This window comes from Pseudoalteromonas luteoviolacea S2607, assembly GCF_001625575.1.
Taxonomy (GTDB): domain Bacteria; phylum Pseudomonadota; class Gammaproteobacteria; order Enterobacterales; family Alteromonadaceae; genus Pseudoalteromonas; species Pseudoalteromonas luteoviolacea_E.
In genome coordinates this window covers 46,098-59,907 of sequence record NZ_AUXV01000011.1, presented here as the reverse complement: position 1 = coordinate 59,907, position 13,810 = coordinate 46,098, and the positions used below count along the sequence as shown (strand labels likewise).

At 40.9% G+C, this 13,810-nt stretch carries 14 protein-coding genes; all 14 read right to left on the bottom strand.

Annotated elements, in window-relative coordinates:
- Positions 1 to 43: 43 nt before the first annotated feature.
- Positions 44 to 1,585 carry a F0F1 ATP synthase subunit alpha gene (gene atpA / locus N480_RS08210; RefSeq protein WP_063356015.1) on the bottom strand — a complete coding sequence of 514 codons (1,542 nt, stop codon included), beginning with the start codon at positions 1,583 to 1,585 and terminating at the stop codon, positions 44 to 46.
- 14 nt (positions 1,586 to 1,599) lie between these two features.
- On the bottom strand, positions 1,600 to 2,133 hold the full coding sequence (atpH, locus tag N480_RS08205; RefSeq protein WP_063372031.1) for a F0F1 ATP synthase subunit delta: 534 nt from the start codon (positions 2,131 to 2,133) through the stop codon (positions 1,600 to 1,602).
- Positions 2,134 to 2,149: 16 nt separating this feature from the next.
- Positions 2,150 to 2,620: a F0F1 ATP synthase subunit B gene (gene atpF, locus N480_RS08200; protein ID WP_063356017.1), complete on the bottom strand. Its 471-nt coding sequence runs from the start codon at positions 2,618 to 2,620 to the stop codon at positions 2,150 to 2,152.
- Between the two features lie 45 nt (positions 2,621 to 2,665).
- Entirely contained in the window at positions 2,666 to 2,899 is a 234-nt protein-coding gene (gene atpE, locus N480_RS08195) for a F0F1 ATP synthase subunit C (protein ID WP_004335261.1), read from the bottom strand.
- Between the two features lie 67 nt (positions 2,900 to 2,966).
- Positions 2,967 to 3,824, bottom strand: coding sequence for a F0F1 ATP synthase subunit A (gene atpB, locus N480_RS08190; RefSeq protein WP_063356018.1), 858 nt, complete (start codon positions 3,822 to 3,824; stop codon positions 2,967 to 2,969).
- A 15-nt stretch (positions 3,825 to 3,839) separates the two neighbouring features.
- The gene (locus N480_RS08185; RefSeq protein ID WP_063372030.1) at positions 3,840 to 4,220 is read right to left on the bottom strand and encodes an ATP synthase subunit I; all 381 of its coding nucleotides are present in this window, start codon (positions 4,218 to 4,220) and stop codon (positions 3,840 to 3,842) included.
- Positions 4,221 to 4,358: 138 nt separating this feature from the next.
- Positions 4,359 to 5,303: a ParB/RepB/Spo0J family partition protein gene (locus N480_RS08180; RefSeq protein ID WP_063372029.1), complete on the bottom strand. Its 945-nt coding sequence runs from the start codon at positions 5,301 to 5,303 to the stop codon at positions 4,359 to 4,361.
- A 15-nt stretch (positions 5,304 to 5,318) separates the two neighbouring features.
- The gene (locus N480_RS08175) at positions 5,319 to 6,104 is read right to left on the bottom strand and encodes a ParA family protein (protein ID WP_063372028.1); all 786 of its coding nucleotides are present in this window, start codon (positions 6,102 to 6,104) and stop codon (positions 5,319 to 5,321) included.
- Between the two features lie 14 nt (positions 6,105 to 6,118).
- The gene (gene rsmG, locus N480_RS08170) at positions 6,119 to 6,739 is read right to left on the bottom strand and encodes a 16S rRNA (guanine(527)-N(7))-methyltransferase RsmG (protein ID WP_063372027.1); all 621 of its coding nucleotides are present in this window, start codon (positions 6,737 to 6,739) and stop codon (positions 6,119 to 6,121) included.
- 15 nt (positions 6,740 to 6,754) lie between these two features.
- Positions 6,755 to 8,644 carry a tRNA uridine-5-carboxymethylaminomethyl(34) synthesis enzyme MnmG gene (gene mnmG / locus N480_RS08165; protein ID WP_063372026.1) on the bottom strand — a complete coding sequence of 630 codons (1,890 nt, stop codon included), beginning with the start codon at positions 8,642 to 8,644 and terminating at the stop codon, positions 6,755 to 6,757.
- 418 nt (positions 8,645 to 9,062) lie between these two features.
- Positions 9,063 to 9,506 (bottom strand): FMN-binding protein MioC, encoded by a 444-nt coding sequence (gene mioC / locus N480_RS08160; protein ID WP_063372025.1) that lies wholly within the window; start codon positions 9,504 to 9,506, stop codon positions 9,063 to 9,065.
- A gap of 1,009 nt (positions 9,507 to 10,515) precedes the next feature.
- The gene (locus tag N480_RS25260) at positions 10,516 to 10,683 is read right to left on the bottom strand and encodes a hypothetical protein (RefSeq protein WP_155732790.1); all 168 of its coding nucleotides are present in this window, start codon (positions 10,681 to 10,683) and stop codon (positions 10,516 to 10,518) included.
- 252 nt (positions 10,684 to 10,935) lie between these two features.
- Positions 10,936 to 11,664 carry a nucleotidyltransferase domain-containing protein gene (locus N480_RS08155; RefSeq protein ID WP_063372024.1) on the bottom strand — a complete coding sequence of 243 codons (729 nt, stop codon included), beginning with the start codon at positions 11,662 to 11,664 and terminating at the stop codon, positions 10,936 to 10,938.
- 2 nt (positions 11,665 to 11,666) lie between these two features.
- Positions 11,667 to 13,802 carry a peptidase domain-containing ABC transporter gene (locus N480_RS08150; protein ID WP_081231795.1) on the bottom strand — a complete coding sequence of 712 codons (2,136 nt, stop codon included), beginning with the start codon at positions 13,800 to 13,802 and terminating at the stop codon, positions 11,667 to 11,669.
- Positions 13,803 to 13,810: the final 8 nt, after the last annotated feature.

Here is a 13,810-nt window from a genome sequence, read left to right as displayed (position 1 = left end):
CTCTCCGAATCAGTGGTGACCGAAGCCACCATGAATAACTAAATTACCAAGTTTGCGTCGACTTGAACTTCTCTAGAAGTTCTTTAAGTTGCGCTTCAATCTCAGCGTTGTAGTTACCAGTTTCGTTGATTTGAGTCATCAGCTCTGCGTAAGTGCTGTTTGCGAAACCGATTAGGCCTTCTTCGAAATCACCAATCTTGTTGATTTCGATGTCTTGTAGGAAGCCTTTTTCAGCAGCAAATAGAGACAGAGACATTTCAGCAACAGACATAGGTGCATATTGCTTCTGCTTCATTAGCTCTGTTACGCGCTCACCGTGCTCAAGCTGTGCACGTGTTGCATCGTCAAGGTCTGAAGCGAACTGAGAGAACGCCGCTAGTTCACGGTACTGAGCTAGCGCTAGACGGATACCACCACCTAGTTTCTTAACGATTTTAGTTTGCGCTGCACCACCTACACGAGATACCGAGATACCAGCGTTAACAGCTGGACGGATACCTGCGTTGAATAAGTCAGTTTCTAGGAAGATCTGACCATCGGTGATTGAGATAACGTTAGTAGGTACGAATGCAGAAACGTCACCACCTTGAGTTTCAATGATTGGCAATGCCGTCAATGAACCTGTTTTACCTTTCACTTCACCGTTAGTGAACTTCTCAACGTAATCAGCGTTTACACGTGATGCACGCTCTAGAAGACGTGAGTGAAGGTAGAATACGTCACCTGGGTATGCTTCACGACCTGGTGGACGCTTAAGTAGTAGTGAGATCTGACGGTAAGCAACAGCTTGCTTAGAAAGATCATCATATACGATAAGCGCGTCTTCACCGCGGTCACGGAAGTATTCACCCATAGTACAACCAGCAAATGGCGCTAGGAATTGAAGCGCTGCTGATTCAGAAGCCGATGCAACAACAACGATTGTGTTTTCAAGTGCACCGTGCTCTTCTAATTTACGTACTACGTTTGCAATAGTAGATGCTTTTTGACCAACCGCTACATACACACACTTAACGCCTGTGTCTTTTTGGTTGATGATTGCATCGATTGCAAGTGCAGTTTTACCAGTCTGGCGGTCACCGATTACTAGCTCACGCTGACCACGACCTACTGGGATCATCGCATCGATAGACTTATAACCAGTTTGTACTGGCTCGTCTACTGATTGACGCTCGATTACACCTGGTGCAATTTTTTCAACTGGCTCGAAACCATCGTTGTCTAGTGCACCTTTACCATCGATCGGTGCACCTAGTGTGTTTACAACACGACCTAGTAGACCACGGCCTACTGGTACTTCAAGGATACGACCTGTAGATTGTACTTTTACGCCTTCTTTAAGGTCTGCGTAAGGACCCATAACTACTGCACCTACTGAGTCACGCTCAAGGTTCAATGCAATAGCATAACGGTTGCCAGGAAGCTCGATCATCTCACCTTGCATACAGTCAGCTAGACCGTGGATGCGGATGATACCGTCAGTAACAGATACAATAGTACCTTCGTTACGTGCTTCACTTACAACTTCAAACTGCTCAATACGCTGCTTGATCAGTGCAGAAATTTCTGTGGAATTAAGTTGCATGCTCTTTTTCCCAATTACGATTGTAGCGACACTGCTAGGCGGTCTAATTTACCGCGTACGCTACCGTCAATTACGGTATCGCCAGCTTTGATAACCAAACCACTTACTACGGTTTCGTCAATGCTACAATTCAGCTTAACTTTGCGTGCGAAACGTTTTTCTAACGCAGCGCCCAATTTATCTTGCTGCTCTAGAGCAAGTTCAGTTGCAGAAACCACGTCAACGTCGATTTCTTTATCATAATCCGCTTTTAATTCAGCGAATTGTTCAGCAACTGCAGGGACTGCAGATAAACGCTCATTTTCGGCCATCAGCTTGATAAGATTTTGACCTTGTTCGTTGAGTTGCTCAGCACATAGCTTGATGATGACTTCAGACTGCTCAGTTTGAGTAGCAATACTACCCAATAGTGCCTGAACCTGTTCATCGCTAGTCACTTGACCAGCGAAGAACAGCATTTCATTCCAAGCTTCAACAGCACCTTTCTCAACGGCAAGTTCAAAAGCCGCTTTAGCGTATGGGCGAGCGATAGTAGTCAATTCAGACATGCTCATACCCTCCTAATTAAAGCTCAGCAACTAGCTTATCAACGATATCGCTGTGTGCGTCTTGATTAATTTCACGCTCTAAAATCTTTTCAGCGCCAACCACTGCTAAAGTAGCTACTTGAGAACGTAGTTCTTCTTTAACACGGTTGCGCTCTGAATCAATTTCAGAGTGTCCTTGAGCAATAATCTTCTCACGCTCTTGTTGACCACGAGTTGTCTCTTCGTCAACGATAAGCGCAGCACGCTTTTTAGCTTGCTCAATGATTTCAGCAGCTTGAGATTTCGCTTCATTTAGCTCAACCGCGGCTTCTTTACGAACGCGCTCAAGCTCTTTTTCAGCTTCATCAGAGGCAGCTAAACCATCTTCAATTTTTTTCTGGCGAGCTTCAATCGCACCATTTAGTGGTGGCCATACGTACTTCATACAGAATAATACGAAAACCACAAATGCGATTAATTCACCTAGTAGAGTGGCGTTTAAGTTCACAACCGCTCCTCCTTAAAATAGTAAGCTGTTCAAAAAATAAGGCTATTAAAGTACGAACAACAATACCATCGCGATACCTACACCGATCATTGCTACCGCATCGATTAGACCAGCTAGGATGAACATTTTAACTTGTAGTGAAGGTGCAAGTTCAGGCTGACGAGCACACGCTTCTAGGAATTTACCACCCATGTTACCGAAGCCGATAGCAGTACCGATAGCACCGAAACCGATAAGTAGAGCAACAGCGATGTACTTAAGACCTAATACTAGTTCCATTTTTTTCTCCAAAGTTTCATTTGTAAATTAAAGTTAAAGTTAAAAAATCTTTTTAAAAATTATATTCTTAGTGGTTATCTGAGCTAGCCATGCTTAGGTATACGATCGTCAGCATCATGAATACGAATGCTTGAAGAACGATAACTAAGATGTGGAAAGCAGCCCAAATGAAGTGCAGAGGTAACTGCATCAAACCAACTGCGCCGATCAAGATGAAGATCAGCTCACCCGCGTAAAGGTTACCGAACAAACGTAGTGCAAGCGAGAAAGGCTTAGCAACTAATGCGATTGTCTCTAGTAATAAGTTACAAGGGATTAAGAAAATCATGCCGATTTTGTTCTTAGTGCTGAACGGGTGAAGCGTTAGCTCAGCAATAAAACCGCCGATGCCTTTCATTTTGATTGAGTAACCGATCATCAAAAAGAATACGCCTAGCGCTAATGCAGCAGTCATATTGATGTCTGTTGTCGGTACAATCTTCATGTATACATCATGTGAGTCCATACCAAATGCTGTTTCACCAACGAAACCAGCGAATGCAGGTAGGAAATCAACCGGAATTAAGTCCATTAAGTTCATTAAGAACACCCAAACAAAAATTGTTAGGGCTAATGGTGCGATTAAAGCGCTTTTACCGTGATAAGTATCGCGTACGTTGTCACCAACGAACTCAACAATCATCTCGATGAAGCACTGGAATTTACCAGGAACACCTGTAGTGGATTTTTTAGCGGCGCTACGGAAGATCCATAAAAATACAAGACCTAAACCGATTGACCATGCGAGGGTATCTACGTGCCATGTCCAGAATCCACTGTCCGCACATGCTTTATTGAAGGCTAGACCGGCATCGGTCGAACACATCTTGGCATTGGTCAAGTGGTGCTGAATATGGCTTGATAGAGTAACTTCTTCTGCAGCCATGTTTTATCCCAAAAGTTAATGATTAAAAAAAATCGGTGCTAGCCACTGCGAAAACATCACGAGTATGTAACAGCAGAAAAATGGCAACGCCATGACACTTAAATGTTTAAATACCAGTGCAAATATGCAAATGGTTAGCAAAAATTTTAATCCTTTGCCTCGTTTTAACGAGTCATATACTTGCTCTGCTTTACTTGCGCCAACATATCTGAAGGCATACAAAGCAAATACGAAGTTTGGCAGCACAATTGCAACACCGCCCATCAAAGCTGACAGACCGGCTTGTGCTCCCCAACCTACTAAAACTATTACTGCAGCAAACAGTGCTACGATACCCTGAAGCAAGACACCTTTTAATGCGGCACGCCTATACGGGCCAGCTAACGAATGAGTCACTTTATATTAACCTTAATGACGCTAAAATTTATCAGGGTATAAAAACTGGCGAAATTATACTGATTTCTGCTCAATTTGCAACTTGACGCGACGAATTGACGCATAAAATAGGCACACAATTCGTCGCAATTTTGACCTTTAGGAGGGTTGTTGTAAATCTGGATGGATCCGCCCAAGAATGCCGTCTAATTCATCAAGATCAGCGTAAGAAATAACCAGCTTTCCTTTGCCTTTTTGATTGTAGTTGATCTCTACTTTAGCGCCTAAGTTTTCTGCTAGCTGCTGTTCTAACAGTTTGACATCAGGGTCCTTTTCTTTTGTTTCTTTTTTAACCGCAGGTTCTTGCATTGCACGGACAAGTTTCTCGGTTTCACGTACCGTTAAACCCTTCGCGACTGCTGTGCGTGCAGCTTCAGATTGGGCTTCCCCTTGCAGTGATAATAGGCAACGTGCGTGGCCCATTTCGATATCACCATGTTCTAACAAGATTTTTACATCATCATTGAGATTGATTAAACGCAACAAATTAGTAACGGTTGTACGCGATTTACCTACAGCATCGGCCACTTGCTGATGGGTCAATTCAAACTCATTGAGTAATCTATCCAGTGCAACCGCCTCTTCCATCGCGTTTAAATCTTCACGTTGGATGTTCTCAATGAGCGCAATCGCAACGGCGGCATCATCTTCAACCTCTTTAAGAAGACATGGAACGACGTCAAGACCAGCCAACTGAGAAGCTCGCCAGCGGCGCTCACCTGCGATGATTTCGTACTGTTCAAGCGCAACTTTACGCACAACGATGGGCTGTAACACCCCCTGTGCTTTGATTGAATTAGCCAGCTCTTCCAATGCCTGTTCAGACATATCTTTACGCGGTTGATATTTTCCGCGTTGTAAAAATTCAATAGGTAAATGCTGCAATTCGTTCTCAGAAACAACAATTTGCTCAGTAGCAGGCTCACGAGGGGAGACCTCACTCGGTTGCGCTTCTAAAGTTTCCTTTGGTGCGGCAGCTGGTGGCTTGGCAGAGCTGAGTAATGCATCCAACCCTCGTCCCAATCCTCTTTTTTTTACCGACATGTTTTTATTATCCTCTTATGCTACTGCTGCAGCTTGCTTTTCTTGACGACGCAACATTTCTCCAGCCAGTGCAAGGTAGGCTTTTGCACCGCTTGAAGCGCGATCATAATACATCGCTGGCGCACCAAAACTTGGCGCCTCGGCTAAACGAACATTTCTTGGAATGACTGTGCGGTATACTTTTTCACCAAAATGCTGTTTCAATTGCTCAGATACATCATTCGCTAAACGGTTGCGCGGATCATACATAGTACGAAGAATACCCTCGATTTGTAATGATGGGTTAACCAATTTAGACAGCTGAGTAATTGTGTCCATGAGTGCCGTTAATCCCTCAAGTGCGTAATATTCGCACTGCATTGGTACCATCACCGAATCAGCGGCAGCCATAGCATTGACCGTCAACATATTAAGTGAAGGTGGACAGTCAATGAAAATAAATTCGTAATCATCTTGAACAGTTTCAATTGCATTACGCAGACGCACTTCACGCGCAAACAGTTCCATTAGCTTTACTTCAGCTGCGGTTACATCGCCATTTGCAGCGATTAGATGATATTCACCTGAAGTTTCGGTGCAAATCACTTCATTGATTGGCGTCTCTTCAATCAGCAAATCGTAAATCGTCGCAACATCAGAATATTTATCAACACCACTGCCCATGGTGGCATTACCTTGAGGATCCAGATCGATCAGCAATACTTTTCTTTTTGTTGCTGCCATCGAGGCAGCAAGGTTAACCGCAGTGGTTGTTTTACCAACGCCACCTTTTTGGTTTGCAATTGCAATGACTCTAGCCACAGTGTCCTCGACTTTTAGTCTTTTGTAAGAATAATTAAATGACGTTCACCTTCCAGTTTAGGTACTTGCAAGGTGATATTCTGTTCTAAAGAAATGCCATCAGGCAGATTATCCAGCTCATCTTGCGGATACATTCCCTTGAGTGCTAAAAATCGCCCAGATGTATCTATCAAATGTGTACACCATTGCACCATGTCTTGCAAAGATGCAAAAGCGCGACTCAGCACACCGTCTAATTTAACACTTGGTTGATATTCTTCAACACGAGACTGCACAGGCGTCACGTTTTTTAGTCCAAGCGCATGTTTTACTTGGGTTAAAAATCGTACTCTTTTTCCAAGACTGTCAAGTAAAACAAATTCAGTATCAGGAAGTGCAATCGCTAATACAATACCAGGTAAGCCTGGGCCTGTTCCTACATCAATGTAATGTTTGCCTGTTAAATGTGGCGCGACAACCAGTGAATCCAAAATATGCTTAATCATCATTTCTTTTGGATCACGCACAGATGTGAGGTTATAAGCTTTATTCCACTTGTCGAGCAGCCCGACGTAATCGACCAGCTGCTGTTTTTGATTTTCGGTCAGCGTAATGTCTGTTTCAGATAACAGAGCGTTGAGTTGTTCTAATAACACAGTTTTCCATCGCTGTTACGCCGACTTGCGCAACAGCCCTTGCTTTTTCAGATACACTAATAATAGCGAAATAGCCGCTGGGGTGATACCAGAAATACGCGAAGCTTGCCCAATGGTTTGCGGTCGCGTATCAGTTAACTTAGCCACAACTTCATTTGATAAACCACTCACTTGGCTGTAGTCAAACTCTGCCGGTAGCACAGTTTCTTCATGACGTAGTTGCTTATTGATCTCATCCTGTTGTCTCGCAATGTAACCTGCATACTTGGTTTGTATTTCTACTTGCTCAAGTGCTTGCCAATTATCATACTCACTCGCCAATCCTTCAATTGCAGTTAGATCTTTGTAATTTACTTCAGGACGACGGATCAAATCTTCTAAGCTTGCCTCACGAGTTAAAGGTGACTTCAACAAACTATTTACCTGCTCAAGCGCTGGATGATCCTTATGGATCCAAGTTGAGCGAATGCGTTGTGCCTCTAGCTCCATAACCTCAAGTTTGTTATTAAATGCAGCCCAGCGTTCATCATTTACTAATCCTAGTTCACGACCTTTTTCAGTTAATCGCAGATCTGCGTTGTCTTCACGCAGTAGCAAGCGGTACTCGGCACGACTCGTAAACATACGATAAGGTTCTTTTGTACCTAGTGTCGCAAGGTCATCAATTAATACGCCCGTATATGCCTCGTCTCTACGAGGTGTCCATGGCGCTTCACCTTTAACTTGTAACGCAGCATTCATACCTGCGATCAAACCTTGAGCACCAGCTTCTTCATACCCGGTAGTACCATTGATTTGACCAGCAAAGAATAAGCCGTTAATAAACTTAGTCTCTAAAGATTGTTTTAAGTCTCTAGGATCAAAGAAATCATACTCAATTGCATAACCTGGACGGCAAATATGCGCATTTTCAAACCCTTTGATTGAGCGCACAATTTCTAGTTGAATATCAAATGGTAAACTAGTTGAAATACCATTCGGGTACAATTCATAGGACGTTAACCCTTCCGGCTCGACAAATATTTGATGTTTTTCTTTATCGGCAAATCGTACGATCTTATCTTCGATTGAAGGACAATACCTTGGTCCAATACCTTCAATAACACCTGCATACATTGGCGAGCGATGCAGATTATCACGGATCACATCGTGGGTTTTCTCGTTGGTATAGGTGATATAACAAGGGATCTGCTGTGGGTGATCCGATTGTTTACCCATAAAAGAAAATACTGGCGTAGGTGTATCTCCTGGTTGCACTTGCATAACAGAAAAATCAACCGTCCGTGCATCAATGCGGGGAGGAGTACCAGTTTTCAGTCGATCTACACGAAATGGTAATTCACGCAAACGATCTGCAAGCGCGATAGAAGGTGGATCTCCAGCTCTGCCACCTTTGAAGTTTTCTAAACCGATATGAATTTGGCCACCAAGGAAAGTACCAACAGTCAAAACGACTGTTTCAGCACTGAAGCGTAACCCCATTTGAGTTACAACACCTTTCACTTGATCTTGTTCAACAATGAGATCATCGCAGCTTTGCTGGAAAATCTTTAAATTATCTTGATTTTGCAAAGTGTCTTGGATCGCTGCTTTATACAATGCGCGATCTGCTTGCGCTCTGGTTGCTCTTACAGCAGGTCCTTTAGAAGAATTTAAAGTTCTAAATTGGATCCCACCTTTATCAATGGCTTCTGCCATTGCGCCACCTAAGGCGTCAATTTCTTTTACTAAGTGCCCTTTTCCGATCCCGCCGATCGCTGGGTTACAAGACATTTGTCCCAGTGTGTCCATATTGTGAGTTAACAATAAGGTATTCATACCCATACGTGCAGCTGCAAGTGCAGCTTCAGTACCAGCATGACCGCCACCAACAACGATTACGTCAAAATGTTCATGATAAATCATTTACGGGATCCTACTTAAATACAACCAGCAAATTTCGAAAGGATGCGTATTCTACCTAGAAAAACGCAGAAGTGAAACGATTAAATTTTAACCTATAGGTAAAATGGATCACTTAATATATATAAGGATCTTTTTAAAGATCTTTATTGATCTTATATTTAGTAACGCCCTGATCTGTGAATAAGGCTATATTCTCACTATGATCCATAGACTTAGCTTAGATCAAATGATGTGAATTAGATCGGATCATAGGGCGTATAAGCTTTGATCAAAACGGCTATTTATACACAGCCACTCAAGCCAATAAAATTATCCAATGGATAAGTAAGTGTAGATCAGCAGTTAGATCAAGGGTTATCCACATATGGAATGAAATATACGTAAATATGTGGATAACTTATGAGAAACCGATCTTGTGCTAACTTGCTGCCACGATTTCACTAAACTCGGGCAACCATTCTAGGGCTGTATCTTCTGGTAATGCTTCATCTAATACATCTATCTTTAGTATTGGCAATAAAGCTTGAGCACCTTTGTCTGATAAGAGCTTGGCACCATTGATTGCAGCATAGTTATAAGTATCGTAACTTGAATCGCCAATACCAACCACAGCGAACTTTATATGGCTCATATCTGCCTGTTCTTGGAGTTGTGAGATAAAAGGCAATAAGTTTTCTGGGTAATCACCGGCTCCGTACGTAGATGTGACGATTAGCCAAGTGTTGCTAGTGCAATTCGATAGATCGGGTTGTTCATGAACATTACATGACACTGATCTCGATTCAAGATCCTCCGCCAGCTGCTCCGCAACATATTCAGCAGATCCCATTTGGCTACCAATTATGATCTCTAAGTTACTCATTTTTTCTCAAATTAGCACTATTTATGCCGCTCATAATAAAGCCCCGTGAGCAGAAGTAAAGAGATAGTTTTTGCCTTGGATAAATTTAGACTGACTAATATTTGATTTTTTGTGGAGAGTTACCTCTATCTATCTGTTTATAAAGTCTTTAATAAAATATTCCTGGCGAGTAAGGTGCTGAATTGCTGTGGATAAGCAGGGTGCAAGATCGGGTTTTATGTGATCCAACAAGTCACAAGATCTGCTTGTTTACTGTGTTACTCACTTAGTGTGGATAGTTTTATGCTTAAACTGATCGATCTGAAAAAATCGATCTGATTGTTTGGGATCTATAATTTGTGCTTTATATAATAAAATGTTCTAAAAAAATGTGTTTGTTACCTCGTTGTGTGGAAAATCGCAGGCCATTTACGGGAAAATCGTACAGCGTGGGTGTTTAATTCGCCGGTTTTTCTAAGTTAAGTCCGATACTAAAGCTCAAGATAGGGCATGAGTGGCGTAAGACATGTGTTCATTGTCGTTAAAAAATGACTGAATGTTGAATAACTAACGGGCTTTAATAAAAGACTTAGGCAACCTAGTCTGCGTTACCATTAGGTGCTCAAATGCGGCAACAAGTTGTTGTAGACGCGCTCAATGCATGCAGACATCAACATGGCGAGCTTCCGTTGATGTATCACTCAAGGCCAGGTTAAGCACTTTGAGCAATCGGATATGCGCTTTATTAAGTAATACATCAAAAAGATTGAGTGTTTGAAAGAGAAACTAACATGCGTTCATGGTAGGGCCCGTTAACACGGGTAAAAATATCTCGATAAGGCCATGCTACGAAGAGTTATAATGCTTTTTTAATACTAATGACAGGTTCTATACACTTAGTCGTTAATAAGTGGTGCTTTAGAGGCGAGTGCTTTGATATTATATTTAGATGTAGCGTTATTTGTACTTGATGATGTAAAAAAACCTTAACAACCCAAGTTGCTAAGGTTTAATGTAATATTTATAAATATTACAGGCTACGGCCGCCTACACATTCTTGTGCACAAGGCTGATCATCACATGTACGACATGGTCTGCAACCATCATCATGTGGTGTACCGCCTGAAACTTCATCAAGTAATGCTGATTCAATTAGTTCAACTTTGCTTAACTGCTCTAGTTCATTAGCATTTTTCATAATATACTCCTTTTTATTGCTAAATAATTACTTCCTGTTTTGGAAGTGTTATTAATATATTTTATAGTTTATTATATTTCAAGTTATTTATTTAATATTTCTCTTTTTTATTTTTTAAATTAAAACAAGTTGGCATCACCTTTTTACTGCTTTTAAAAAGTGATGTTGCTTCTGTTTTTATTGTTTTAAGTGATTGTTTTTAATGGTTTATTTTTATGTTGCGTTTCCCGCTTTTATTTTTAAATGGATTTATTAAATTATACTAAATGTTTCATCGTTGTTTAGTATTCCTCCAAATGGAGCTAATGATTCTGTAATTAAATCTTCTATGATGTCTAACTTAATAGATAAATCACTTTCTTTTAATGATGTTTGTATTTTTTTATATGTGTTAGGTCTTAAGGTTTTAATATCTTTAAATACTTTCTTACTTGATTTTTCCCATGATTTTTCTTCAAGGCAAATAAATCGATATATTAATTGTATTAGTTGAATGTGCATTAATTGAAAAGACATCGGGTCATCTAGCGCATCCTTAAGGTCAAATAAGAGGGTTCTTGTTAGACTCCTACTTTGATTTATATACTTCATATCGTCGACCAAGGACGATCCCAAAGCACAATGGGTTTGTGCTTTGGTAATCACTTTTTGGCCAAATCCATTTTTATCAAAAACAAGACTGCTGTCAGAAACTGAACGGGTAAAGTCACTGGCTCTAAACTCCATTATTTTCATTAAACGGCGAATATTAATATGCATTACTTCAAAATCGATGCCACCAATATTGATAATGGTTTTCTCATAGCTGTCTGATTTAGATAAAATGATTAGATCAATATCACTGTTTTCAGTAAAACGACCATTGAAATATGAGCCATGGCCTAGAATTGCTTCAATGTTTATTGAACGCTCAAAGTAAGCAACAGCTTCTTGAAAGTACGGCATGTGCTGCTTTTTGATATGGTTTAGAGATAGATCCATGTCTAAATTTCCTTCATCGTATCGTTAGGTGGAGTCGGTTGATCATGTTTTTTTTGAAAATAGGCATCTTTTTCTAATTGGAAAATTCCTTTCTTAGTTAGTTTGAGTACTCTATCTGCACTGCGTATTGTTTGTGGGCGGTGTGCCACGACAATGCGGGTGATGTCTAATTGGGAAATTGCCTGATTTACGGCTTTTTCAGTCACCATATCTAGATGGCTTGTTGCTTCATCCATGATCAATAATTTAGGCTTTTTATACAGTGCACGTGCAAGAATAACTCTTTGCTTTTCACCTCCTGACAATGCGCCACCCATGTGGCCAATTAAAGAGTTGTACCCCATTGGTTTTGACATAATATTATTGTGCACTTGTGCTACCTTTGCGCACTCCTTTGCCCAGTCTAAGTCTGGTTCAGGTTCAAAGAAGGTTATATTGTCCAGTAGAGTGCCTGTGTAGAGTTTATCGTTTTGTAGTACTGAAGCGGTATGACGCCTAAAGTTTTTACGGCCAAATTCAGCAAGTGGTTTGCCATCCACCAGCACGTCACCTGAAGACGGTTCTAAAAGACCCAAAAGGATCTTTGTTAGGGTGGATTTACCTACGCCAGACGGGCCGGTGATTGCCACGTGTTCACCGGCATTTATATCTAAATGTATATTGTGTAATACATCTTTCGAGAAATCGTCATATTTAAAGGCAATGTTTTTAAGTTTGATATTGCCTGAAAATGTCTGTTTGTGATCTACAGGTAAGTCTCTTATTGGTTGCGTTAATGCAACTTCGGAGACTCGCTCTAGATGTAGGCCGAGCATTCTAAATTCCATTATTTTATTGATTAGATTGCCATATCGCTGAATGAAGATCCCTTTGTAGGCGATATAGGCTGTTAGCATACCAATAGAAAGTTCTTTAGAAAGAATACCTTGTGCTAAAAAGTAAATAACAAGAATGTTCTCGATACCAAAAATGATACCGTTGATAACCTGATACCATAAACGTGTTTTTCTAACTTCAATGGCACTATTTACGTAGTCAACATGTAAGTTACTCCATTGCGAAGATTGCTTATGTTGCGCGTCAAAAGACATGAGTGTTTGAATGTTTTGAATGTTCTCAATAAAGTTACTGCGTTCCTTGGCTCTAGAGCGGATCTCGTTCTCATTAAGGCGTCTAAATGCCTTAAACGCGATGATGCGAAACCCTGTGTAGAGTGCGACAAAAAAGAGCACTAAAAAGGTTAAAGAAGAATCGTAATAAAACATCAAAGCGATAATGCTTATGGCCATAAAGCCATCAATAATGGTTTCAACAAAGCTAGTTGTTAAGAACTCTTCAATTTTCTTTAATGAATCAAAACGCGTGACAATGTCACCTACGTCTCGCTTTTCAAAAAATGCAAGGGGCAGTCGCAAGAGGTGATGGAATAAATTACTCGAGACTTGAATACTAAATGCGGAACTCAGATGGAGCACCACGTAGGTACGGATTAATGTAGTGGCTTGTTGGAAAACGAGCACGAGTAAAAATGCACTGGCTAAAATAATCAGTAAGTTTTCATTGTAGGTTGGAATGACCCGGTCTATGACAGTTTGCAAATAGTAGGGGGTCAAAATAGTAAAGAATTGTGCAAATAATGAGAGAACAAAAATTTTAGCCATGCTGCTTTTCAAGCCAACAATGTCACTCCATAGTTGGCGCATTGAGAAGACCGATTTTGGCTCTTTCTTTTTAAAAGTGGTTTTTGGTAATAATTCTAGCGCTACGCCAGTAAATCTTTTATTCACTTCTGCAAAGCTTATCTCACAGCAGCCTTTCCCTGGATCATGAATAATGATGCTTTTAGACTTAACCTCTTTTAACACGACAAAGTGGTTCATATTCCAATGCAATATACAGGGGGCTTTTAGTGCTTTGAGTGCATCAGGCTCTAGTTTCAATGGTCTAGACGATAGCTCTAGATCATTTGCAATTTGGATCATGCTGTCTAACGTTAAGCCATTAGATGAAATACTGTATTTTAGTCTGAGCTCCAGTAAAGAAGTTTCAAAGCCGTAGTAGGATAAAACCATAGCTAAGCTGGCTAAGCCACATTCGGCCCTTTCAGATTGATGTATAACAGGAAGAACTCTTTTCAATTTTTTTA